Below are 23,888 nucleotides of genomic sequence, written 5' to 3'. Positions count from 1 at the left end.
CGGCGCGGGTCTCGCACGAGACCCGGCGTGCCACCCTGCCATCGCGCGCGCGGCGGGGCCAATGTATGGCTGATCGGCTCGGTGCTCAGCGGCGGTTGAGCGCGGGTTCGGTGGCGTCCTTGCCCAGCGCCGCCGCCATGAAGTCGACGAAAGCCCTCACGCGCGCCGACAGCTGGTGGCGCTGCGGGTACACCGCATAGATGTCGGCATCGGGCGTGCGGTAGTTCGCCAGCACCTGCACCAGCCGGCCGCTGCGCAGGTAGCGCGCGATGTCCCATTCGGCGCGCATCAGGATGCCGTGGCCGTCCAGCGCCCAGTTGACCGCGATCTCGCCGTCGTTGGTGCTCAGCGCGCCGCGTGTCTTGATCGCCTCCGTGCGCTGCGCGGCACCGCGGCCCGAACTCAGGCGCCACATGCCGTAGGCCTCGTCGCCCTGGCGGATGCCGATGCAGCGGTGGCGCGTGAGGTCGTTGGGCACCTTGGGCTGCCCGGCGCGCGCCAGGTACGCGGGCGAGGCGCACAGCAGGCGCCGGTTCGACGCGATGCGCCGCGCGATCACGCGCGACTCGGGCGGCGCGCCGAAGCGGATGCAGACGTCGAAGGCATCGTCCGTCAGCGGTGGCGGGTTGACCGACAGCTGCAGCTGCACTTCCACCTGCGGGTGCTTGCGCGCGAACCTGGAGATCAGCGGCGCCACGTGGCTGCGCCCGAAGCCCAGCGTGGCGTTCACGCGCAACAGGCCCTGCGCCTCGCCCTTGGCGCCGCCCAGCAGCTGCGCCATGTCGTCGATCGCGCCGAGGATGCCGCGCGCATGTTCCACGTAAAGCTCGCCCTCGGGCGTGAGGCTCATGCGCCGCGTGGTGCGGTTCACCAGCGTGACGCCGATGCGCGCCTCCATCTGCGCGAGCCGCTTGCTCACCGCGGGCGTGCTGATGCCGAGCTCGCGCGCCGCCGCGCTCAGGCTGCCGCAGGCCGCGAGCGTGGAGAAGAAGCCGAGGTCGGCGGGCTGGATCGGGGAAACCATGGGTGATTCGATTGTTGAGCTGAGGTTAAGGATGGATTCACTTCGGGCGTGAATCGTGAGGCGCCGCCAATCCTACAGTCGCAGCTCCCAGAAGCAATCCATGAAGGACGACGATGAGCAGCTACAGCATTGCCACCATTCCCGGCGACGGCATCGGCAAGGAAGTGATCCCGGCCGGGCGTGAAGTGATGGAGGCGCTGGCCGCGGCTTCCGGCGGCGCGTTGCACTTCGCGTTCGAAGATTTCGGCTGGGGCGGCGACTGGTACCGCGCGCACGGCGAGATGATGCCGGCCGACGGCCTGGAGGCCCTCCGCGGAAAAGACGCCATCCTCTTCGGCTCCGCGGGTGATCCGCACATTCCCGACCACATCACGCTCTGGGGCCTGCGCCTGAAGATCTGCCAGGGCTTCGACCAGTACGCCAACGTGCGGCCCACGCGCATCCTGCCGGGCATCGACGGTCCGCTCAAGCGTTGCGCACCGGGCCAGCTCGACTGGGTGATCGTGCGCGAGAACTCCGAAGGCGAGTACGCCGGCGTCGGCGGCCGCGTGCACCAGGGCCATCCGATCGAGGCCGCGACCGACGTGAGCATGATGACCCGCGCGGGCGTCGAACGCATCATGCGGTTCGCCTTCAAGCTGGCCCGCTCGCGGCCGCGCAAGCTGCTCACCGTGGTCACCAAGAGCAATGCGCAGCGGCACGCGATGGTGATGTGGGACGAGATCGCGCTGCAGATCTCCAAGGAGTTTCCCGACGTGACCTGGGACAAGGAACTGGTCGACGCCTGCACCGCGCGCATGGTCAACCGGCCCGCCTCGCTGGACACCATCGTCGCGACCAACCTGCATGCCGACATCCTCAGCGACCTCGCGGCCGCGCTGGCCGGCAGCCTGGGCATCGCGCCCACCGGCAACATCGATCCGGAGCGCCGCTATCCCTCCATGTTCGAACCCATCCACGGCTCGGCCTTCGACATCATGGGCAAGGGCCTGGCCAATCCGGTCGGCACCTTCTGGTCGGTGGTGATGCTGCTCGAACACCTGGGCGAGGCCGAAGCCGCGCGCCGGGTGATGGAGGCGGTGGAACACGTCACCGCCAACCCGTCGCTGCACACCCGAGACCTCGGCGGTAGTGCGACCACCGAACAGGTGACGCGCGCCGTGTGCGAGCACATCGCCGGCGTGCGGCAGCGCCTCGCAGCCTGATTTTTTCGCAGGGCAGTCACAGCGCGCCTCGATGCGCGCGGGCATCACCACCACAACGAGCCGGAGACAAGACCATGACAGCTTTCACTCATACCGAGGTCACCCGGGGCGCGCGCCGCCGCACGGCGCTGCGGGCCAGCGCGTTGGTGCTGGGCCTTGTTGCCGCGGGACTCGCCTTCGCGCAACCGGCCACATGGCCCACGCGCCCGATCAGCCTGGTCGTGCCCTTCCCCGCGGGCGGCACCACCGACGTGCTCGCGCGCGCGCTGGCCGAAAAGCTTTCGCAGTCCCTCGGCCAGACCGTGATCGTCGAGAGCAAGCCCGGCGCCGGCGCCACGCTGGGCGCCGACTACGTGACCAAGGCCAAGCCCGACGGCTACACGCTCCTGATGGGCGCGGTGCACCACACCATCGCCACCAGCGTCTACAAGAAGCTGCCCTACGACTTCCAGAAAGACCTGGCACCCATCACCGTCGTGGCCATGGTGCCCAACGTGCTGGTGGTCAATGCCGGCAACACCCCCGCAAGAAACGTCGCCGAGCTGGTCGCGCTCGCCAAGGCCGCGCCCGAGAAGCTGGCCTACGGCTCCAACGGCAACGGCACCGCGCAGCACCTGATCGGCACGCAGTTCCAGGCCAGCACCGGCACCACGCTGCTGCATGTGCCCTACAAGGGCAGCGGCCCGCTCACCACCGACCTGCTCGGCGGCCAGGTGGCGATGTCCTTCGACACCATCACGCCGGTGCTGCAGCACATCAAGAGCGGCAAGCTGCGCGCGCTGGCCGTGACCACGGCGCGCCGCTCGTCGGTGCTGCCCGATGTGCCCACGCTGCAGGAGGCGGGGCTCAAGGGTTTCGACATCGGTACCTGGTTCGGTGTGCTCGCGCCGGCCGCGACGCCCAAGGACGTGCTGGCGCGGCTCAACGCCGAGATGGTCAAGATCATCAAGTCGCCCGACTTCGCGCAGCGCATGCAGGCCATCGGCGCCGAGCCGCTGGGCGGCTCGCAGGAAGACATGGCGCGACAGATCCGCGAGGAAACGGACAAGTTCGCGAAGTTGGTGAAAGAAGGCGGCGTCTCGGTCGACTAGGGCGACCAGGGCGAGAGCGGCACCGTTACGCGCGCGCACACACTGGTGCGGTGACTGCCCCGTGGAGGCCATAGGATCGGGGTCTCAGCATTCACTTACAGCCGCGCTGCCCATGTTCATCGTCACCCTCACCTACACCCGCCCCCTGGCAGAAGTCGATGCGCTGATGGACCCGCACATGGTCTGGCTCAAGAAGCACTACGAGAGCGGCCTGTTCGTGGCCTCGGGCCGGCAGGTGCCGCGCACGGGCGGCGTGATCTTCGCGCGATCGGGCGACCGCGAGGCGCTGGAGGCGGTGCTGGCGCGCGACCCGTTCGTGCAGGGCGGCGTGGCGCGCGTCGACGTGACGGAGTTCGTGCCCAGCATGACCGCCCCGAGCATCGAAGTACTGAAGACGTTCTGATCGGCTCGCCCCCAGGCTGCGCGCACTTCGTGTCGCTTCTCCAACCCCCTACCGGGGGCAACACCGGAGGCCCGGCAAAGCCGGTTCCTCGGTGTTTCGCGAAAAAGACCCGCTCTTATTTCGCTGCCGGGGCTTCCTCGCGCCCACCCGGATGGCGCGCAAACCGCGCAGCCTGGGCGTCATGCACCGGCGCCGCATCGTCCCAAGGCCAGCCGCCGAACTGCGTGCGGCGGTAGTCGGCCATCGTCTGGCTGATCTCGGCCTGCGTGTTCATCACGAAGGGGCCGTACTGCGCTACCGGCTCGGCGATCGGGCGGCCCTGCAGCACGAGGAACTCGCTCTCTTCGTCGCCGTTGGCGAGCGCCACGGCCAGGTCCGCGTGCAACTCGACCGCCACCGGACCTTCGATGCGCTCGCCGCCGATGTGCGCCACCGCACCCTTGAAGAAGTACAGCATCCGCCGCGTGCCTTCGCCCGTGGCGGCGGGCAGCGTCCATTGCGCGCCGGGCGTCATCTTGATCGTCCAGATCGCCACATCCGCATCGGCCTGCGCGGCCCATGACGCCGGTGGCGGCGCCAGCGGCTGGATCGGGTCCTGCCCGTTGGCGGCATCGCCGAGCCGGCCCGCGATGACCGCGACCTCGGTGCGGCCGCCGTTGGCGTCGTCCGAAGCAAAGCGCGGAATCGCGTCCGACCAGAACATCGTGAAGTGCGGCTCGGCCATCTTGTTCTTCGCCGGCAGGTTGAGCCAGATCTGGAACAGCTCCAGCGGATTGGGCGCGCCTGCATCGAGCAGCGGAAACATCTCCGAATGCACGATGCCCTTGCCGGCGGTGAGCCACTGCACGTCGCCGCCGCCGAAGCGCGCGGTGGCGCCCAGTGAGTCGGAGTGATCGACCAGGCCCTTGCGCACGATGGTCACCGTCTCGAAGCCGCGGTGCGGGTGCGAGGGAAAGCCCGGCACCGTGTCGCCGTGGTACATGCTCCAGCCGTCCTTGCGGCTGAAGTCCTGGCCGATCTGACGGCCGGCCAGCGAGGCCTGGGGCCCCATCTGCCCGTTGGCCTGGGGGTAGGCGTCGTCGTGATAGACGCAGAACAGGAACGGGTCGATGGTCTGCCACGGGAAGCCGAGCGGGGCGACCTGGACGATGGGGCTCTTGCCGGGGGTGTTGTTGTCGGACATGCCGATATTCCTTTCCGAAGGGGGCTCGGCCGAAGACGCCGTGCCAGTGGAGGGAATATCGGGGCGCCGCCGCGTTCCGGTAGGGGCCTTGCGTGCAACAGTGAAGAGCGCGTATGGAACGATGGGCATCGACCGGGTCTCGCGTTGGCCGTGCGGCCTTACTGCGGGGGCATCTCGGCGTTGGGGTCCATGTACATCAGCTCCCACAGGTGGCCGTCGATGTCCTGGAAGCCGTGGCCGTACATGAAACCGTAGTCCTGCGGTTCGCGCGGCACCGTGCCGCCGGCGGCCACCGCCTTGGCGACCATCGCGTCGACCTCGGCGCGGCTCTCGCACGACAGGCACAGCAGCACCTCGGTGCTGGTCGCGGTGTCGGTGAGGCTCTTGCTCGTGAAAGTCTTGAAGTAGTCCTCGACCAGCAGCATCGCGTGGATGCTGCCTTCCTGAATCACCATGCAGGCGGCGTTGGCGTCGGTGAACTTCTCGTTGAAGGTGTAGCCCAGCGCGGCGAAGAACGCCTTGGTCTTCTCGAGGTTCTTGACGGGGAGGTTCACGAAGATCTGCTTGTTGGCCATGGTGTCTTTCGGTGGAATGAAGAGGTGAATCGGGTGTTTGCCGGCGTTTTGTGTACGCCGTCCACAAACGATAGCAAACTAAATGGACGGTGTCCACATCAATTTTTGAAGGCATGGGTACAGGCCGTGCCATGCGGGTATTGCGCCCGGGTGAAAAAAGGCGGGGCATCATGGCCGCCATGGAAATCGAGTTCAAATTTCACATTCCTGCAGACCGCCTGAAGTCCGTCGAGGCGGCCCTGCGGCGCGGCACCGTCGTGCGCACCCGGCTGCAGGCGCGCTACTTCGACACCGCCGACCAGGCACTGGCCGCACAAGGCATCGTGCTGCGCCTGCGCAAGGAGGGCCGCCGCTGGGTGCAGACCGTCAAGGCGACCGGCGACAACGCGCTGCACCGTCTGGAGCACAACGTGGACCTCGGCGCCACCGCGGCCGCCAATGCATCGCCCGCCATTGACCCGCAGCGCCACCAGGGCACGCCCGTGGGCGAGCGGCTCGCCAAGGTGCTGGGCGAGAGCGGCGCGCCGCTGGTGGAGCGGCAGTCCACCGACATCGTCCGGCTCACCCGCGACGTGCGCGTGGCCGGCCTCGGCGGCGCGGTCGTCGAACTGGCGCTGGACGTCGGCAAGGTCGTCGCCCACGCGGGCACGCCCGAGGAATGCGCGTCGCCCGTGTGCGAGCTGGAGCTCGAACTCAAACGCGGCGATGTGCAGGGCCTGGTGTCGCTCGCGCATCGCTGGTCGCAGCAGCACGGGCTGTGGTTCAGCACCGTGTCCAAGGCCGAGCGCGGCGCGCGGCTCCTGGCCGGCCTGGACGTGGTGCCCGCCGTGAAGGCCGAGGCGCCCCGCTTCATCGCGGACAAGAACAGCAAGCCCGACGGCCGCGCCGTCCAGCAGGCCGTGGTTGCGTCGTGCCTCGCCCAGATGCTCCCCAACGCCGGCGAGATCGCGGCGGGCAGCACCGACGAAGAGCACATTCACCAGCTGCGCATCGGCATCCGGCGCCTGCGCACCGCGCTGCGCGAACTGGCGGGGCTCGATGCGGATTCGGGGCGCTTCGACGCGGCCGGATGGGAGCCCCCGCTGGTCGAGGCCTTCCGCGCGCTGGGTGCGCTGCGCGACCGCGAACAGGTGGTCAAGCTGGCGCAGCCGCAATTGCGCGAGGCGGGCGGCCCCGAGTTCGATCCGCTCGCGGGCGACGACGCGGCATCGGCCCAAGTGCAAGCGGCCGGCGACGTGGTGCGGGCGCCGGCGTTCCAGTCGGTGCTGGTCTCGCTCATCGGCTTCACCGCGGCGACGACGGCGCCCGCGGAGGGCGCCGAGCCGAAGACCGGCGATGTCCGGCGCCTTCTGCGCAAGCGCCTTCAGCGCCTGCACAAACAGACGGTGCGCGACGGCGAGCGCTTCGAGACCCTGCCCACCGAAAGCCAGCACCGCGTGCGCAAGCGGCTCAAGCGCCTGCGCTACCTGGCCGAATTCGTGGCGCCGCTGTTCGGCGATGCGGACGGAGATGCGTCGTCAGCCGCCGAGCGTTACCTGAAGCGACTGCGCCCCGCGCAGGACGCGCTGGGGATATTCAACGACGAAGCGGTTGCGCTGGCGCTCTATCGGGAAGCCACGCAGCGCGACGGGCGGGCCTGGTTTGCGGTGGGGTGGTTCAGCGCGAGGCATGCGGCGGGTGCCAAGGCGTGCCGCAAGGCGCTGGCAAAGATCGAAGAGGCGCCCAGGTTCTGGGCCAAGGCTCGCTGAGCTGGGTGGCGCGGAGCCGGCTCAGCGGGCCGGATGGTGGCGATCAGTGATGGTGCCCGTGCGCCCCATGCACATGCCGGTGCTCGATTTCCACCGGCAGCGCCGCGCGCACATCCGTCACCTGCAGGCTGAACTTCAGCGCCTTGCCGGCCCACGGATGATTGCCGTCGAGCAGCACAACCGGGCCCTTGATCTTGGTCACGACGAAGACGTGCTCGCTGCCGTCGTCGAGCCGGCCCTGAAGCTGCCCGCCCACCTTCACGCCAGGCGGGAATTCGGTCTTGGGGATGGTGCGCACCAGCGCCTCGTCGCGCTGGCCGAAGGCGTCTTCGGGGGCGAGGTTCAGCACGGTCTGGTAGCCCTTTTCCTTGCCGTCGAGCGCTTCCTCGATCTTGGGCAGGGTGTTCTCGTAGCCGCCATGCAGGTAGGCCATCGGCTCAGGGCTGGCTTCGATGAGCTTGCCCTGGGCGTCGGAGACCTTGTACTTGAGGGTGACGACGGTGTCTTTTTCGATTTTCATGAAGTGATTGCCCGACGGATGCGATGGAATGAATTTTCGCGCATTGCGCGGTCAGCGAAGCACTTGTTCAGCCAGCGCGTCCAGCCGCGCCTTTGTCATTCGCCAATTCGGCATGTGGCGATCCATGGCCGCGTAAAACTTTGGACTGTGGTTGTGGTGCTGGAGATGGCACAGCTCATGGAGGATGACGTAGTCGATGCACTCTCGCGGTGCTTTGACCAGCCACGGGTTCAGCGTGATGCGGCCCGCAGGAGAACAACTTCCCCACTGAACCCGCATCGCCTGAAGCCGCATCGCTGGCAACTCCCTGACCCATCGAAGAGGTGCCGCCATCGCCAGCAGCCGCTGCGCCAAAACCTCCCGTGCCCGAACTCGAAACCAGGTGTCCAGCACGGTTCGAAGCACAGCGGGATCTTTTGTGGGAGCGACAACTTCGAGATAGCCGCCCCGCAGCCGAGCTCGCGCCATTGAATCCGCTTGCAAAGTCACCTTGAGCCGATAGCGCCGGCCCATATAGAGCATCGCTTCCCCACTGACATATTCCCGCGGCAACACGTGGATCAGCCGATCACGGATCTCCGTCAAATGCCGGGCGATCCAGCGCGCTCTTTTTTTTACCGCCGCCAAGATGAGTGCATAGGCTGCCTCCGGCGGGGCATCGACCGCGACGCGGCCGTCAGGCTCGATATGGATGGCGACCCGTTTCATCTTCCGTTCGAGTTGCCGGCGCAAGGTGAATTGAATGCGCGTGTCGCCGTACAAGAAACTGTGCCGGCTTTCGCGGGCCGTAGTGACTGGCATCGTCACTGACGGCTCAAGCCTGTGCGAGTGATCTGAATCACCTGCTCCACCACTGCCTTTGCGTCATCCAGTCCCAGCAAGGCGAACAGCATGGGCAGTACGCCCTTGCGAATTGCCGCTTCGATGTTCTGCGGGTTCAACGAGTTCTCGGCCACGGCATCCCGCACGGTCGCATCCATGCTCAGGGCCTGTGTCTGCAGGTCCTGGCGCTCGGCATCGCTCAATGCAGAAAACCGCTCTTCGCCCAGGACAAGCCGGATTGCGCCAAAGTAGGCTCGGGCATGGGGTCTGTCGGCGAGGGCCTCGGGCATATCGGGTACGCGTCGCGCCTCGACGGTTTCTTCGAAAGTCTTGAACAGTGCGTACTGCTTGAGCGGGTGGTCGAACATGGCCTCGGCCTCGGCGATGGCCTGCCGCAGCAACTCACCGAAGACCTTCTGTGCATAGGGATCATCCGCAAGATCCTGCTCGATGGTCTTGCGCAAGCGGGTCTTGATCATGTCGGTCTCGTTGCGCGTCTTCTCCTCCGACCACTTTGCCGGATCCTCGGCCTTGCCCAGTTGATGCACCAGATAAACGCCTTCGGGTTCGCGCACTTCGGTGCCGATCACCTGCTTGTCCACCAGGCGGCGGATCTGTTCTTCATAGGCGCTGTAGTCCACGGTTTCCATGGCATCGCGGCGTGCCGTTTGGCGCAACCCGGTAAAGAAACGCAGGTCGGATTTGTAGCGCTCGATCAACTTTTCGGAAAAGCTCTTGTCCTCGAAGAAGCTGCGCGAACTCAGCGCGGTCTGCAGGCACAGGCCGAAGTTGGTCAATGCTTCATAGAAGTCGTCGCGCAGCTTTTCTCTTTCGTCGTATTCATCGCCGTCTGGATCGACAACGAACTTCGGGGTCAGAACCTGCCGGTATTGCTCGTAGTCCAGCCGGTTCTGCACATCCTTGAAAAAGGACCATAGCTGGTCGTGCAGCGCGGGCAGTCGCTTGTACTCGGTGCTGAACTGCTGATACAGGCCCTCGATGTCGGCCGTGTCGAACCCGCCCTGTGTGCGCGCTTCCAGATCCTGATAAGCGCGGATGGCTGTATCGAGCTCCTTGAGAATGCCTCGGTAGTCCACCAGCACCCCGTAGCGCTTGGCATCGTGCAGGCGGTTCACGCGCGCCACGGCCTGGATCAGGTTGTGGCCTTTGAGCGGCTTGTCGATGTACAGCACCGCGTTGCGCGGTTCGTCGAAACCGGTGAGCAGTTTGTCCACCACGATCAGCAGATCCGGATCGCCGTCGGAGCCGAAGTCCAGCAGGACCTGTTTCTCGTACGCCTCGGGGTCTGCGCCGTGTGCCGCCACCACCTGCTTCCACCATCGCTGCACTTCCGGTAGCGATTCTTCGTCGACGTCGGAGTTGCCCTCGCGCGTGTCCGGCGGTGACATCACGATGGCGCTGCTCACCAAGCCCGTATCGTCCAGCGCCTTCTTGTAGCGAATGGCATCCAGCTTGCTGGCGGTAGCCACTTGGCCCTTGAGTTGCAGGCCGTCGCCGAGACCTAGCTTCTTGATGTTCTCGCTGAAATGCGTGGCAATGTCCCACGCGATCAGTTCGATGCGATTGGCCGCACCGTACACCACGCCCTTCTTCGCAAACTTCTTCTTCAAGTCGCTGCGCTGCGCTTCGCTTAGGTTGACGGTGATCTTGTCGAACCAGCGATTCACCGCTGCTTCGTTGATGGTGAGTTCTGGCACGCGCTCCTCGTACAGCAGCGGCGCCACGGTTTCGTCTTCCACCGCGCGCTGCATCGTGTAGGCATGCACGATGGGGCCGAATTTGCTGGCGGTCTTTTCCTGCTTGAGCAATGGCGTTCCGGTGAACGCGATGTACGCCGCGCGGGGCAGTGCCTTTTTCATGCGCTCGTGCGTTTCGCCGCCATGGCTGCGATGGCCTTCGTCCACCAGAACCACCAGATTGGCCGAATCGTTGCGGCATTCGGGCAGCTTGCTCGCCGTGTTGAACTTGTGCACCAGCGTGAAGGTGATGCGCTCGGTGCCGCTGCCGATGCGCTTGGCGAGGTCGCGGCCTGAAAGTGCGCGGCTCTTCTCGCCATCCTTCTGTAGGCCGACGGCAGAACCGAAAGCGCCGCTCGACATGAAATTGCGCCGCAGTTGATCCTCCAGATCGAGTCGATCGGTGACCACGATGACGCGGCATTCCTGCAGCGCATTCACCAGTAGCAGCGCCTTGGTCAGGAACACCATGGTGAAGCTCTTGCCCGAGCCCGTGGTGTGCCACACCACACCGCCTTCGCGTCCACCATCCGGTCGAAGTTGACCCAAGCGGGCCAGCAAGGCGCGAATGCCGAAGAACTGCTGGTAGCGCGCCACCAGTTTTCCCACCTTGCGGTCGAACAGGACGAAACCGCGCAAGAACTCCAGAAGACGAGCGGGCGTCAGCAGGCTCACCAGCAAGCGGTCTTGATCCGTCACTTGCATGGGCTGTGCCCACAGGGCGTCGAAATAGGCGGCCAACCCAACAGGTTTGCCTGCGAACAGCGCGACGCGCGTGTCCGGGGCCAGTGGCTGATTCTTCACTTTGACGACGTGCAAATCGCCCAACTCAGCCGCCGTTTGCGGGCTCGGGTCTTCGCGCCAGCGCGCCCAGAACTTGGCAGCCGTGTGCGCGGTGCCGTAGCGCCCCTCGGTCTGGCTGATGGCCATCAGCAACTGCGCGTAGGCAAACAGGCTGGGAATCTCGTCGGGCCGCTGGTTGCGCAGATGCTGGCTGATGCCCTCGTCCACCATCGTCTTGCTCGCGTGCGCGCCTTCGGAGCGCTTGGCCTCGATCACCACCAGGGGAATGCCGTTGACGTAGCCCACGACGTCGGGCGTGCGATGGTGCGTGCCTTGCGCCGAAAGCACCTCCAGCTCTTCAGTCACATCCCAGCGATTGGCGGCGGGATCGGTCCAGTCGATCACGGCGATGGTCGGCTGGTGCTTCTTGCCGTCGGGCATGAACTCGGTGACGGTGATGCCGAGCGACAGCTTGTTGTACAGCCGCTCGTTGGCGGGCAGCAGGCCTTCGGTCAGGCTCAGCGCCGACAACTCCCGCACGATCTGGTCGACGCCGCTGGGCGAGAGCGGGTACGACTGGCCTTTGTACTCGTAGCGTCGCGTTTGCAGCGCCTCGACGAGCCGAGGCACCAGAAGCACCTCGCGCGTGCTGCCCCCGCGCAGGGTCAGCGCATCGGACGTGTTGACGAAGTTCCAACCCAGGTTGCACAGCAGGTGCAGCGCGGGGATGTGGGCGCTGTATTGCTCGCGGGAGTTGGGGGCGCTGTTCATGATGCCGTTTCCGTTTCGGACATGCTCACGCGGCGCTTGCCGGTGAAGAGTTGCTGCATCAAGCCGAGCTTTTCGTTCTGCAGGGCCTTGAGTTGGGTGGCAAAGTTCTTCTCCTCGGCTTCGGCTACGTTGATGACCTGCGCGATATGGCGTTGCTCTGCGCCTGATGGGATGTGCAAGCGCAACTTGAAGAAGTCGACAACACTGACGTTCAACAGACCGTGATTGCGAGCGCCTTCCTGAGCAATGCCCTCGATCTCTTGGTTCAGCAAACCTGCTTCGAAAAAGTGGCGGAAGAAGTCCAGGGAGGCATCGGCGCCGCCTTGAAGTCGAAAGCAGAGGTAGAGACTGGAAACAACGCCAGCGTCGTAGTTCACTAGGGGCTTGATGGCGCCCACGGGATAGCCCGCCGAATAGCTCTTGTTGTAAGCGAATTCACCACGCATCAGAAGGGTGTAGCCGCTCAAGTTGTCGCTGGCGACCGACTTGTTGAAGTAGTCTCGCTGACTGATCAAGCCATGCTCGCCGGAGATCGTCAGGACGTTCGTATTGGCAACGGTGTTTTTACGGCGTACCCGTTCAAACACGGCGTCAAAGTCAGCGTGGATCCATTTCTCAGAATGACCTTTCAAGCGATGCCGACCGAGCATCAAGGCATTCGTGATTTGCTGCTTCTGTTTGCGGCTATTGACAAGCAACTGCTTGGTGGTCGCGATGGCCTGGTCCCACGTGGAGAGGATGCGGGCAATGCGCCGCTGCTCTGGCAACGGCGGCACTGGCACCGGCACCTCCTTGAGGGTGCTACCGCTCAGGTTTTGTTGTGTCCCGGCATTACCCAGTTCTCGGATCGCATCGTATTGAGAGGAGAGGTACTGGAAAAAAAAGTCGGTGTGTTGTGTTTCTGCAAGAAGAATTGCGGCACACGCCTGATTGGTCGACGCTTCAATGCCAAGCTTTGCCACTTGCCCGCGCGTTTTTCCCTGTCCATACATTGCCATCAACAGCGTGCCCGGCGGAAAGAGCTTGGCCGACGAGTTCTTCAGACCGGCCTCGGTAATTTTTTCGGCGGTGCTGGTGATGGTGTTGAACTGGATTTCGCCAGTTGTCACCCAGGGCACGTCACCGCCCCAGTAGCTCGGCTCCGCCCGATCGGGCGTGCCTCCCGAACTGATGCGGGCGATTTCGCCGAGGGTGCTGCGGTGCCAGCCTTCAGGAAGCATTGCGCCCACCTTTCTTCATCGCAAGTTGCCGCTCGGCCTGTTCAAGCTCCTTGAGGTCTTCAGCATCCGCCTCCCGCGCTTCAGCCTTGCGTCGCTGCGCATCGAATGCCTCGTAACGCTCGCGCACGATCCTCACCATGCTGTCGTGACTCATCCGGCCACTCCCCTTGAGCAAAGGGCGTTCGTTGAACTCGATGAAAGAGTCGACATAGGCGCGCCAGTCCGCCATGCGCAGGTCCTTGCGGTTTTCGGCGCGCAGCTCTGCGAAATCCAGGAACAGCGTGACGATACGGTTGAGGCGATCGATCTCGTCGGCGTTGAGGTAGTTCTTCGCGACGATGACGTCGGCCTTGCGTACGCGCTCCGCCTTCCACGCCGTCAATGCCATGTTGGGCACGCCGGCGTCGGCGCGCTGGATGACGATCTCTGCGGCGGTCTGCTGCGTGACCGCATAGAACATCTTGTTCTGCACCTCAGCGAAGAACAGGCCCACGGCAGCCGGGTCATCCTTGTAGTCCACCGACAGCGCGAAGACGTCGCGCACCTTCTGATAGAAGCGCTTTTCAGACGCCCGTATCTCGCGGATGCGCTGCAGCATCTCGTCGAAATAGTCCCAGTCCCCTGGGTTCTTGAGCCGGGCATCGTCCATGACGAAGCCCTTGACGAGGTATTCCTTCAGGTGGGCGGTGGCCCATTGGCGAAACTGGGTGCCGCGCGGGGATTTCACGCGATAGCCTATGGCCAGGATCATGTCCAGGCTGTAGAGCTTCACGGGCCGGCGCACCTCACGTTTGCCTTCGGTTCGAACTATTAAGTCTTCCTTAATAGTTGCCTCGGGCAACAACTCGCCCTCGTCGAGCACATTCTTGATATGGATGTTGACGTTCGGAACAGAGGTCTGGAACAGCGCCGCCATCTCCATCTGCGTCAACCAGACGGTGCCATCTTCCGCGCGCAGAAAGAAGCGTGCGCTGCCGTCTTCCGTGGCGTAGAGCACCAGTTCTCCCTGGCCCGAAGGTTCGTCGTCCGCGGGATCACTCATAGCCGAGTTCCTTCAGGTAGATGTCCATTTGCGCTTCCAGCCGCGCCAGTTCGAGCTTGAGAGCCTGACGCTCCTTGCGCACGGACATCAGGTCGATGGCCTCCTCTTCTTCGAAGGTGTCGACGTAGCGCGGGATATTGAGGTTGAAGTCGTTCTCGGCAATTTCTGCCGGCGTTGCGAGGCGGGCGTACTTGTCGACGTCCTGCCGCGCGGTTGCGGCGTCCAGGATGCGCTGCAGGTCGGCCTCGCGCAGGTAGTTCTGGTTCTTGCCGGCCTCGAAATCGCGGCTGGCATCGATGAACATCACCTTGTCGTCGGCCTTGTTCTTGCGAAGCACCAGCACGGCGGCGGGAATGCCGGTGCCGTAAAACAGCTTCTCGGGCAGGCCGATCACCACGTCCAGCAGGTTCTCTTCGATCAGTTTTTGCCGGATCCTGCCTTCGGCTGCGCCGCGAAAGAGCACCCCATGCGGCACCACCACGGCCATGCGGCCGGTGCCAGGCTTCATGGTTTCGACCATGTGCAGAACGAACGCGTAGTCGCCCTTGGTGCGCGGCGGCGTGCCGCGGCGGAAGCGGCTGAATTTATCGGCCTCGGCGCCTTCGTGGCCCCACTTCTCCAGGCTGAAGGGCGGATTGGCCACCACGATGTCGAAGTGCTTGAGGTTGGCCTTGCCGTCGAGCAACTTGGGGTTGCGGATGGTGTCGCCCCATTCCACGCGATGGTTGTCTTCGCCATGCAGGAACATGTTCATCTTGGCCAGCGCCCAGGTGCTGCCGATGGCTTCCTGACCGAAGAGTGCGTATTTGCGCGAGCCGGTGCGCTCGCGGATGAGACGGCCGCACTTCATGAGCAACGAGCCAGAGCCGCAGGTCGGATCGCAGATTTCGTCGCCTTCCTGCGGGTTCATGAGGCGCGCCATGAGGCTGGACACTTCGGGCGGCGTGTAGAACTCACCGGCCTTCTTGCCGCTGGTGGAGGCAAAGTTCTTGATGAGGAATTCGTAAGCGTTGCCGATCACATCGAGCGTGCCGACGCGGCTGGGGCGCAGGTTGAGTGCGGGCTTGGCGAAGTCTTCAAGCAGGTGGCGAAGGATGTCGTTCTTCTGCTGCTCCTCGCCCAGCTTGTTGGAGTTGAAGTGAATGTCCTGGAAGACATCGCGCAACTTGGCGATGTTGGTTTCTTCGATGGCATGAAGCGCCTTGTCGATGCGTTCGCCATTGCCCGGCGCATGCCGTTGGGCGTGCAGTGCGTAGAAACTCGCGCTGGCGGGCAGCACAAAGCGCTCGTTCTTCAGCATTTCCTCGATCAGCGCCGCCTCGTCGCCGTACTTCTTCCTGTACGCGTCGTAATGGTCTTGCCAGACGTCCGACACGTACTTGAGGAAGAGCATCGTGAGGACGTAGTCCTTGTAGATGCTGGGGTCGACGGTGCCGCGAAAAGTGTCACAGGCGGACCAGACGGCCGCATTGATTTCGTCCTGACTGATGGGAGTGGTGCTCATTTTTGGGTTGCTGCTGCTGTATCGAGTTGCTCGGCCAGGATTTGAAGTTGTTGTTCGCGGTTGCGCACCAATCGGTTCAGGGTGATGCGTTCGTGTCGCGCCAGGTCGGCAAGGGCCACGATGCATTCCTGCCGGGCCATGGACGGAATGCTGATGCTCAGCGCCTCGAACACTGGCCGGCGAATGCTGAGTTGGTTCGATCCCTCCGCTGCTTGCTGCAATTGCCGCTTGAACGGCGGTTGATTGATCTGCCACGTGAGGAAAGCCGGCATGACGCTGATTCCGGGTTTGATGCGAAGGTGAAAAAAGTGGGGGCTGCACACGGCGGGGGCGGGCGGCTCGTCAAGGCACACCGCGTAGAAGCGAGAGCCGCGGGAGACGAAAAGCACATCTTCCCGCCGCAGCCAGTCGGGCGGTTTGCGGCCGGGGAGGTCCGCTCGTGCAACGGTGGTCCAGTCAACGCCAGTGTCCTGGTCGATGTCTTTCATCTGGACGACCCGAACCGCCCCGGTGGGCGAGTCCGTGATGGAGCCGCGGAACGGGAATCCCGCGCAGAGATCGACCAGTTCTGCGAGCTCGATTCGCATTGCTTCATTCGGCATGAGGCAAATGTTAACTGGGAGGGGGGCTGAGAACAATGAAAATATTGCATCACCATCAATGATGCAATATTTTGATGACCGGATGGATCACGGGTGCCGAAGCACGTCGGGCAGCGTCTTCACCGTACTCAGCCTCTCCATCACCATCCCGATGAACGCCGAAACCGCCAGCGGCAGGTGCTTGCGGCTCGGATACAGCACGCTCAACCCGTGCCCCGTGCGCTGATACTGCGGCAGCACCGGCACCAGCCGCCCGGCCTCCACATCCAGCCGCCCCATCGACGGCGGCAGCAGTGCGATGCCCAAGCCGGCAATCGCGGCCTTGCGCAACGCCTGCGCCGTGTTTCCGCTGAAGCGCCCGCTGACCTGCACTTCCTCGTTCACTCCATCCGGCCCGGTCACCCGCCAGGTCGCCCGCCCGCTGGGGTGGGCCGGCGTCACGCAGTCGTGGTCCGCCAGTTCCTGCAGCGTCGCAGGCGCCCCGCGCGCGGCGATGTACGCGGGGCTCGCCACCAAGCCGTCGGTGCGCGGGCCCAGCAGCTTGCGGCCGACGTAGCCTGAATCCGGCAGGTCCCCGCCGCGGAATGCCACGTCGATCTGATCGCCGATCAGGTCGGCCTTCGCGTCGCTCAGCACGAAATCGACCCGCACCAACGGATTCGCCGCCAGAAAGTCCGCCACCCATGCCATCGGGAAGAAGTCGAAGAAGTCCGCCGTCGCCGCCACCCGCACCAGCCCGCTCGGTTCCTGGCTGCCGGTGATCAGCGCCTGCCCGGCCTCGACCAGCCCGTCCACCGACCCCGCGCAGCGTTCGTGAAAAGCCTGCCCGGCACTCGTGAGCGTGAGCTTGCGGGTCGAGCGCTGCATCAGCCGCGTGCCCAGTTGCGCCTCCAGCTCCTGGATGCGCCGGCTCACCGTGTTGGGCGGCAGGCCGAGCCGGCGGCCGGCTTCGGCAAAGCTGCCGTGGCGCACCACCTGCACGAACATGGCGATGTGGTTGAGGTCGAGCATGAGGCTGATTCCTTCGATTCGTGGACGAGTGCAATCCGACTCTACCGTCTAGTCGATCAATGGGTACGACCCTAACCTTCAGGCCATGGCATTTCCAGCCTCCGGTCCACCCCCCATTCAGGAGCAAGCACCCCATGACCTCACAGCAAAAACCGCTCATCGGCATCGTCATCGGCTCGACCCGCGAAGGCCGTTTCGGCGAGAAGCCCGCGCATTGGGTCCACGAGATCGCCAGGCAGCGCGCCGACCTCGCCTTCGAGCTGGTCGACCTGCGCGACCACCCGCTGCCCTTCTTCAACGAAGCCGGCGCGCCCGCCTGGGGCCCGGTGAAGAACGAGGCGGCGCAGCGCTGGCAGGCCAGGCTCGCCACCTTCGACGGCCTGGTCGTCGTCACGCCCGAATACAACCACGGCCCGAGCGCGGTGCTCAAGAACGCGATCGACTGGGCCTACAAGGAGTTCATCCGCAAGCCGATCGGCTTCGTGGGCTACGGCGGCGTGGGCGCGGCGCGTGCGGTGGAGCAGCTGCGGCTGGTCGCGGTCGAGATGCAGATGGCGCCGGTGCGCAACGCGGTGCACATCGGCATGGTCGAGTTCCTGGGCATCTGGCAGCAGGGCAAGAGCTTCGACGACTTTCCGCACCTCGCGCAGGCCGCCACCGGCATGCTGGACGACCTCGCGTGGTGGACCCGGGCGCTGAAGACCGCAAGGGAGGCCGCATGACCGCCGCCGTTGCCACCGAGGCCCGCGCCATCGTTTACCGCACGCGCGGCGCGCAGCACGGGCCGATCACGCGGCTCATGAGCCCGGGCGATCTGGGCGAATTTCTCAAGCCTTTTGTGTTCCTCGACCTCTTCGGCATGGACACCACCGGGCGCCACACGGGCTTCGGCATGCACCCGCACTCGGGCATCGCCACGCTGACCTGGCTGATCGAAGGCGACACGCTGTACGAAGACACGACCGGCGAACAGGGCGTGCTGCGCGGCGGCGGCGTGGAGTGGATGCGCGCGGGCAACGGCGTGTGGCACACGGGCGGCCCGGCGCCGGACGTGAAGCGTCTGCGGGGCTTCCAGCTCTGGGTGGCGCTGCCGGCTTCGGAAGAAAACGCACCGGCGCACAGCATGTACCTCGCGCCCTCGCAGGTGCCGCAGGACGGCCCGGCGCGCGTGCTGCTCGGGCGCTACGGCGCGGCGCAAAGCCCCATCGCTGCACCGTCGCCGATGAACTACCTGGCCGTGCAGCTGAAAGACGGCGAGCGCTGGCGCTACACGCCGCCCGCCGGCCACACGGTGGGCTGGGTCGCGGTCGACGCGGGGCAACTCGATGCGGGCGACAGCACCGGCGGCCTCATCGCCACCGGCGAGCTCGCGGTGTTCGAGGAGTCTGGCGCGGCCATCGACTTCACGGCGCGGGGCGACACCTCCTTCGTGCTGGGCTCGGCGGTCAAGCATCCGCACGAACTCGTGATGGGGCACTACTCGGTGCACACCAGCCGCGCGACGCTGGACCAGGGCGAGGCCGAAATCCGGCGCATCGGCGCGAAGCTGCGGCAGGAAGGCCGGCTGGGCTGATCCGCCAGTCACCCGGCGCAAACATCGTGCGCCAGGCGGGCGGCTGCGCCAGAATCGTTCGCTCCGAACGACTCTTCCTCAGCCCCCGCCCATGAACATCGTCGACTCCTTCGCCAATGTCGCCCGCTTCGTCGACATCCGGCGCGACATCCACGCCCACCCCGAACTCGGCTTCGAGGAACACCGCACTTCCGAGAAGGTGGCGAACCTGCTCACCGAATGGGGCATCGAGGTGCACCGCGGCATCGCGGGCACCGGCCTGGTCGGCGTGCTGCGCAAGGGCACTAGCGGCCGCACCATCGGCCTGCGCGCCGACATGGACGCGCTGCCGCTGCACGAGGCCAACGAGTTCGCCCACAAGTCCACCCACGCCGGCCGCATGCACGCCTGCGGCCACGACGGCCACACGACGATGCTGCTGGCTGCCGCCTGGCACCTGTCGCAGCAGGGGCCTGATGACTTCGACGGCACGGTGCATTTCATCTTCCAGCCCGCCGAGGAGATGGGCAAGGCCGGCGCCAAGAAGATGATCCAGGACGGCCTGTTCGATCGTTTTCCGTGCGATGCGGTCTTTGCGCTGCACAACTTCCCGGTGGGCGACGTGGGCCGTTTCGCGCTCAACGAAGGCGCACTCATGGCTTCGAGCAACACCTACAGGATCACCGTGCGCGGACGCGGCACGCACGCCTCGATGCCGCACACCGGCATCGACCCGGTGGCCGCGGTGGTCACGCTCGCGCAGCAGCTGCAGACCATCGTGCCGCGCACCATTCCGAGCACCGAGCGCGCACTGCTGGCGGTCACGCAGCTGCAGGGCTCGGATGCGCCCAACGTGATTCCCGACGTGGCCACGGTGGGCGGCACGATCCGCACCTTTTCCATCGAAGCTATCGACAAGATCGAAGCGCGCCTGCGCGAAGTGGCGGCCGGCGTGGCCGCGGCGCACGGCTGCACCGCCGAGGTGTTCTTCAACCGCTCGTCGCCGCCGGTGGTGAACCACCCGGCCGAAGCCCGCTTCGCGGCGGGCGTGATGCGCGAGGTGGTGGGCGGCGACATGGTCACCGACGACTTCCCCGCCGTGATGGGCGCCGAAGATTTCGCCCACATGCTGCTCGCGCGGCCCGGTTGCTATGCATTCCTGGGCAACGGCGACGGCGACCACCGGCTGGACGGCCACGGGCCCGGCCCTTGCATCATCCACAACACCTCGTTCGATTTCAACGACGAGATCATCCCGATCGGTGCCAGCTACTTCGTGAAGCTGGCACAGCGCTGGCTGCAGCCGGGCACCTGAGTTTGTTTTTTTCCTGTTGACGATGAAAGCGGCCAACCCATGACTTCCACCCTGTTCACCCGACGTTCGCTGGCGGCCATCGCTGCCGCGCTGGCCGCCATGACGCTGGGCGGCCTGACCCCCGCCCATGCGCAGCAGCGCGTGATTCGCATCATCGTGCCCTTCGGCACCGGCGCCGTGCAGGACACGGTGGCGCGCGCCTTCAACAGCGAGCTGGGCGCGGCGCTCGATGCCAGCGTCATCGTGGAAAACCGCGCGGGCGCCGGCGGCACCGTGGGCGCGGCCGTCGCGGCCAAGGCGCCGGCCGACGGCAACACGCTGGTGCTGGCGGCCGCAAGCCACAACATCGCCGCCTTCCTGTACAGCAAGCTGAGCTACGACCCGCTGAAGGATTTCGTCGGCGTGGCCAACGTCGGCAACGCGGGCTATGTGCTGGCGGTGGCCAGCGGCATGAACGTGTCGAACACGGCCGACTTCATCAAGGAGGTCAAGGCCAACCCCGGCAAATACAACTACGCCTCGGCGGGCAACGGCAGCGCCACGCACCTGGCGATGGCGTCGTTCCTGGCCAAGGCCGGGTTGCAGATGACGCACATTCCGACCAAGTCCACCGGCGAGGCCGTCAACGAGGTGCTCGCGGGCCGCGTGCAGGCGGTCATCTCCTCGAGCATCGGCGTGATGGGTTTCCAGGACGATGCGCGCATGAAGCTGCTGGCCTCCACCGGCCAGACCCGCAGCCCCTTTCTGCCCAAGCTGCCGACCGTGGCCGAGAGCGGCCTGCCGGGCTATGCCTTCGATTCGTGGATCGGCCTGCTCGCGCCGGCCGGCACACCCAAGGCCGAGGTCGAGCGCCTGAACGCCGCCGCCAACAAGGTGCTGGCCGACCCGGCGATCCAGGAGCGCTTCAAGCGCCTGGGCGTGGAGCCGCGCAGCCAGAGCGCCGGCGACTTCCAGAAGCTGCTGCGCGCGGACTGGGATGCGATGGGCGTGGTGGTGAAGTCGTCGGGCGCGAAGATCGACTGAACGGCCTGCTGCGCGGCGGCGCGCTGCCAGTCAAAGAGGGCCGGCGAGATTGGCCGCGACGACGCCGAGCACGGCTGCCGCGTGGCTTGCCGCGGCCGTCATTGCATGGCGTGCGCTTTGGCCTGAAGCCCAATGCAGGGCGAAGGTCGACGCATAGGCATCGCCCGCGCCCAGTGTCGAGACGACATGCGTGGCCGGCGCCGGGCCGTGGTGGGTCTCGGCGCCGTTGAAGAACACCGCGCCTTTGGCACCCAGGGTGATCAGCACGTCGGCGCGCGTGCGGCGGCCGATGCCTGCGACCAGCGCCTGGACGTCTTCGGTGGTGAATCCGCAGGCATGTGCCTGCACGGGCGTCTGTGCGAGCAGCAGCGCTTCGTGTCCGTTCACGCAGACCAGGTCGGCCATGTCGAGCAAGGGTGCCAGCGATGCGGCGGAAGCGGCGAGCTGGCGCGCGCCCGGATTGAGCACCAGGCGCGACGGGCGGCGCCGAGCCGTCTTCAGCGCGGTGACCAGCTGCGCCATCGCGGCGTCCGACAGCGCCGAGACGTACACCACGTCGGCCTCCAGCAGATGCGCGGGCGTGGCCGCCACCGACAGCTCGACGCTGGCACCGCGCTGCGCGAACACCGCGGCTTCCCCGTCGCCGTTCAGATGCACCACCGCCTTGCCGGTCGGCGTGCCCGCAACGGCCTGCACGCCGTCGAGCCCGATGCCGCCGTGCGCCAGCGATGCGCGAAACCGCGCGCCTTGTGCATCGTCGCCCAGGGCGCATACCGCATTCACCCGCGCGCCGGACGCGACGAAGCCCAGGCCCGCATTGACCGCGCCGCCGCCCATGTAGAGGCCGATGTCCTCGACGTCCTGCTTGGCGCCCTGCCCGCTCGCGCGGTGCGAGCCCGAGACGATGATGTCGACGGTCGCGCCGCCGATGGTTGTGATGTTCATGTCAGGTGCCGATCATGGCAGCGCCGATCACGCCCGAGGAGTTGCCCAGCGTGTTGCGCACCAGCGGCGTGTCGAAGGCGTCGTTGAACACCAGTCCCGACAGGCGCGTGGCGCCGGTGGAATAGAGCTCTTCGATGCTTGCAAGTCCGCCCCCGAGCACGATGACGTCGGGGTCGAGCACCGCGACCACGCTGGCCACGGCGGCCGCGAAGTCGTCGAGGAAGCGGTCGAGCAAGGTGGCTGCCGCGTCCTCGCCGCGGCGCGCCCGGTCCACGATGACCGCCAGGCCCGGCATCTCGCCGGTCGCCTGCAGGTACGCCGCCTCCAGCGCCTGCCCGCTCAGGTAGCGCTCCACGCAGCCCCTGCGTCCGCAGTAGCAGACCGGCCCCGCGGGGTCGACCGACATGTGGCCCCATTCGCCGGCGATGCCGTGCCGCCCGCCGAGCAGCTTGCCGTCGATGACGATGCCCGCGCCCACGCCGGTGCCCATCACCAGGCCGAGCACCGAGCCGAAGCCCGCGCCTGCGCCGCTTTGCGCTTCGGCCATGGCGAAGCAGTTGGCGTCGTTGTCCAGCGCAAAGTCGCGCGCCAGGTGTGCCTTGAGGTCGGCCTGCAACGGATGCCCGTTGAGCTGCGTGGCGTTGCAGTTCTTCAGCAGCCCTGTCTTCGCCGAAATGGACCCGGGCGTGCAAATGCCCAGCGTGTGCGCGCGCCCGCCGATTTCCTCGACGATGCCGCGGTAGAGCCCGACGATGCGTTGCAGCACCTGGGCGTAGCCGTCCGATGCGCCCGTGTCTACCCGCATGCGAAAGCGTTCTTGCCGGAGGTCGTCTAGTACGATGCCCTCGATCTTGGTTCCTCCCAGATCGATGCCGACATGCAGCCGAGGGGACGCCGGGTTTTCATTGGCCATGAGAAAAATTCCTCCGATTCACCTGATCCTTGCCTTCGACGCCGTGGCGCGTGTTCGCAGCTTCAACAAGGCGGCCGACGAACTGAGCATTTCCCACAGCACCGTCAGCTACCGGATCCGCGAACTCGAGAAGTCCCTGGGCATCAGCCTTTTCGACCGCACCACCCGCTCCGTGGCGCTGACAGCCGGGGGCGTTCACCTGTACGACCAGATGCGCGGCTCGCTCGACACGCTGGAAGCGGCCTTTGCCAGCTTCACCGGCCAGCGCGACGTGGTGCGCATCAGCGCGTTGCCGTCCTTCGCCCGGTTCCGCATGATTCCGGAGCTGCCGGAGTTCCACCGCACCCATCCGGTGGTGTCCATAGAAATCTCGCCCACCACGCGTCGCGTGGACATCGACGAGGGCGAGGCGGACATCGCCATCCGCTACTCCAAGTCGACGCCGCTGGCTTTCCATTGCGAGCCGCTGCTGGACGACGAATGGTTTCCGGTGACCGCGCCGCAGTACCTGGCGCAGATGGGCAACCTGGGGCTCGAGGCGCTGTTCAAGGAGGCGCACCTGCTCTCCCACAGCCGCCAGCCCTGGGATTCGTGGCTCAAGAAGGCCGGCATCCCGGTGTCGCCCGCCAAGCGCAGCCTCAGCTTTTCGGACACCGGCTTCCTGCTGGATGCGGCGCTCAACCTCCAGGGCATCGCCCTGGGGCGCCGGTCGCTGGCCAAGCGGCTGTTGCGCGACGGCAGCCTGGTGCGCGTGTCGGATATCGCCGTACCGTCCGACCAGCGCTACTTTCTGCTGGCCTCCGAGCGCGCGATGATCTCCAGGCACGGCCGCACGGTGATCGAGTGGATTCGTTCGCTGGTGCATGACGGTTAGGGCTC

At 65.9% G+C, this 23,888-nt stretch carries 22 protein-coding genes; 9 read left to right on the top strand and 13 right to left on the bottom strand.

Features of this window, described 5'->3' with window-relative positions:
- Positions 1 to 85 precede the first annotated feature (85 nt).
- A complete protein-coding gene (locus ABIC90_RS04640; protein ID WP_354352873.1) occupies positions 86 to 1,024 on the bottom strand; it encodes a LysR family transcriptional regulator in 939 nt (312 codons plus the stop codon).
- 113 nt (positions 1,025 to 1,137) lie between these two features.
- Between ABIC90_RS04640 and ABIC90_RS04635 the strand changes: the two genes are divergently transcribed.
- From ABIC90_RS04635 to ABIC90_RS04625, 3 genes are all read left to right on the top strand, one after another.
- Complete coding sequence (locus tag ABIC90_RS04635; RefSeq protein ID WP_354352872.1) at positions 1,138 to 2,229, top strand: tartrate dehydrogenase; 1,092 nt, start codon at positions 1,138 to 1,140, stop codon at positions 2,227 to 2,229.
- 74 nt (positions 2,230 to 2,303) lie between these two features.
- Complete coding sequence (locus ABIC90_RS04630; protein ID WP_354352871.1) at positions 2,304 to 3,320, top strand: Bug family tripartite tricarboxylate transporter substrate binding protein; 1,017 nt, start codon at positions 2,304 to 2,306, stop codon at positions 3,318 to 3,320.
- A 112-nt stretch (positions 3,321 to 3,432) separates the two neighbouring features.
- On the top strand, positions 3,433 to 3,723 hold the full coding sequence (locus tag ABIC90_RS04625) for a YciI family protein (RefSeq protein WP_354352870.1): 291 nt from the start codon (positions 3,433 to 3,435) through the stop codon (positions 3,721 to 3,723).
- A gap of 115 nt (positions 3,724 to 3,838) precedes the next feature.
- On the opposite strand, the gene ABIC90_RS04620 is transcribed toward ABIC90_RS04625, so the two are convergent.
- Positions 3,839 to 4,906 carry a pirin family protein gene (locus ABIC90_RS04620; protein ID WP_354352869.1) on the bottom strand — a complete coding sequence of 356 codons (1,068 nt, stop codon included), beginning with the start codon at positions 4,904 to 4,906 and terminating at the stop codon, positions 3,839 to 3,841.
- 158 nt (positions 4,907 to 5,064) lie between these two features.
- Entirely contained in the window at positions 5,065 to 5,481 is a 417-nt protein-coding gene (locus ABIC90_RS04615) for a VOC family protein (protein ID WP_354352867.1), read from the bottom strand.
- 170 nt (positions 5,482 to 5,651) lie between these two features.
- Here ABIC90_RS04615 and ABIC90_RS04610 point away from each other — a divergent pair, with 170 nt between their 5' ends.
- A complete protein-coding gene (locus tag ABIC90_RS04610; protein ID WP_354352866.1) occupies positions 5,652 to 7,229 on the top strand; it encodes a CYTH and CHAD domain-containing protein in 1,578 nt (525 codons plus the stop codon).
- A gap of 43 nt (positions 7,230 to 7,272) precedes the next feature.
- Here ABIC90_RS04610 and ABIC90_RS04605 read toward each other — a convergent pair whose 3' ends face one another.
- The 8 genes from ABIC90_RS04605 to ABIC90_RS04570 form a co-directional block, all read right to left on the bottom strand.
- The gene (locus ABIC90_RS04605; RefSeq protein ID WP_354352865.1) at positions 7,273 to 7,749 is read right to left on the bottom strand and encodes an FKBP-type peptidyl-prolyl cis-trans isomerase; all 477 of its coding nucleotides are present in this window, start codon (positions 7,747 to 7,749) and stop codon (positions 7,273 to 7,275) included.
- Positions 7,750 to 7,800: 51 nt separating this feature from the next.
- On the bottom strand, positions 7,801 to 8,550 hold the full coding sequence (locus ABIC90_RS04600) for a M48 family metallopeptidase (protein WP_354353135.1): 750 nt from the start codon (positions 8,548 to 8,550) through the stop codon (positions 7,801 to 7,803).
- Between the two features lie 2 nt (positions 8,551 to 8,552).
- Positions 8,553 to 11,882 carry a type I restriction endonuclease subunit R gene (locus ABIC90_RS04595; RefSeq protein WP_354352864.1) on the bottom strand — a complete coding sequence of 1,110 codons (3,330 nt, stop codon included), beginning with the start codon at positions 11,880 to 11,882 and terminating at the stop codon, positions 8,553 to 8,555.
- Entirely contained in the window at positions 11,879 to 13,102 is a 1,224-nt protein-coding gene (locus tag ABIC90_RS04590; RefSeq protein WP_354352863.1) for a restriction endonuclease subunit S, read from the bottom strand. Before ABIC90_RS04590 ends, ABIC90_RS04595 begins: the two co-directional genes overlap by 4 nt.
- On the bottom strand, positions 13,092 to 14,144 hold the full coding sequence (locus tag ABIC90_RS04585) for a virulence RhuM family protein (RefSeq protein WP_354352862.1): 1,053 nt from the start codon (positions 14,142 to 14,144) through the stop codon (positions 13,092 to 13,094). The genes ABIC90_RS04590 and ABIC90_RS04585 overlap by 11 nt, the downstream gene beginning before the upstream one ends.
- A complete protein-coding gene (locus ABIC90_RS04580; protein ID WP_354352861.1) occupies positions 14,137 to 15,648 on the bottom strand; it encodes a type I restriction-modification system subunit M in 1,512 nt (503 codons plus the stop codon). Before ABIC90_RS04580 ends, ABIC90_RS04585 begins: the two co-directional genes overlap by 8 nt.
- Positions 15,645 to 16,235 carry a restriction endonuclease subunit S gene (locus ABIC90_RS04575; protein ID WP_354352860.1) on the bottom strand — a complete coding sequence of 197 codons (591 nt, stop codon included), beginning with the start codon at positions 16,233 to 16,235 and terminating at the stop codon, positions 15,645 to 15,647. Before ABIC90_RS04575 ends, ABIC90_RS04580 begins: the two co-directional genes overlap by 4 nt.
- A 102-nt stretch (positions 16,236 to 16,337) precedes the next feature.
- Positions 16,338 to 17,261 carry a LysR family transcriptional regulator gene (locus ABIC90_RS04570; protein ID WP_354352859.1) on the bottom strand — a complete coding sequence of 308 codons (924 nt, stop codon included), beginning with the start codon at positions 17,259 to 17,261 and terminating at the stop codon, positions 16,338 to 16,340.
- 134 nt (positions 17,262 to 17,395) lie between these two features.
- Between ABIC90_RS04570 and ABIC90_RS04565 the strand changes: the two genes are divergently transcribed.
- The 4 genes from ABIC90_RS04565 (at position 17,396) to ABIC90_RS04550 (ending at position 21,151) form a co-directional block, all read left to right on the top strand.
- Positions 17,396 to 17,983 carry an NADPH-dependent FMN reductase gene (locus ABIC90_RS04565; RefSeq protein ID WP_354352858.1) on the top strand — a complete coding sequence of 196 codons (588 nt, stop codon included), beginning with the start codon at positions 17,396 to 17,398 and terminating at the stop codon, positions 17,981 to 17,983.
- A complete protein-coding gene (locus tag ABIC90_RS04560; protein ID WP_354352857.1) occupies positions 17,980 to 18,834 on the top strand; it encodes a pirin family protein in 855 nt (284 codons plus the stop codon). Before ABIC90_RS04565 ends, ABIC90_RS04560 begins: the two co-directional genes overlap by 4 nt.
- Before the next feature lie 91 nt (positions 18,835 to 18,925).
- Entirely contained in the window at positions 18,926 to 20,128 is a 1,203-nt protein-coding gene (locus ABIC90_RS04555; protein WP_354352856.1) for a M20 aminoacylase family protein, read from the top strand.
- Positions 20,129 to 20,167: 39 nt separating this feature from the next.
- Positions 20,168 to 21,151 (top strand): tripartite tricarboxylate transporter substrate-binding protein, encoded by a 984-nt coding sequence (locus ABIC90_RS04550; protein WP_354352855.1) that lies wholly within the window; start codon positions 20,168 to 20,170, stop codon positions 21,149 to 21,151.
- Positions 21,152 to 21,181: 30 nt separating this feature from the next.
- Here the strand turns inward: ABIC90_RS04550 and ABIC90_RS04545 are convergent, their stop codons facing one another.
- Both ABIC90_RS04545 and ABIC90_RS04540 read right to left on the bottom strand, forming a co-directional pair.
- Complete coding sequence (locus ABIC90_RS04545; protein WP_354352854.1) at positions 21,182 to 22,096, bottom strand: carbohydrate kinase family protein; 915 nt, start codon at positions 22,094 to 22,096, stop codon at positions 21,182 to 21,184.
- A 1-nt stretch (position 22,097) separates the two neighbouring features.
- Complete coding sequence (locus tag ABIC90_RS04540) at positions 22,098 to 23,009, bottom strand: ROK family protein (RefSeq protein WP_354352853.1); 912 nt, start codon at positions 23,007 to 23,009, stop codon at positions 22,098 to 22,100.
- Here ABIC90_RS04540 and ABIC90_RS04535 point away from each other — a divergent pair.
- On the top strand, positions 23,008 to 23,883 hold the full coding sequence (locus ABIC90_RS04535; protein WP_354352852.1) for a LysR substrate-binding domain-containing protein: 876 nt from the start codon (positions 23,008 to 23,010) through the stop codon (positions 23,881 to 23,883). The two genes, ABIC90_RS04540 and ABIC90_RS04535, sit on opposite strands and share 2 nt — an antisense overlap.
- The last annotated feature ends 5 nt before the right edge of the window (positions 23,884 to 23,888 follow it).

Origin of the sequence: Variovorax boronicumulans, from assembly GCF_040544675.1 — a bacterium.
Lineage (GTDB): Bacteria > Pseudomonadota > Gammaproteobacteria > Burkholderiales > Burkholderiaceae_C > Variovorax > Variovorax boronicumulans_D.
The sequence above is the reverse complement of the archived record's forward strand: the minus strand, read 5'-3'. Positions and strand labels throughout refer to the sequence as shown.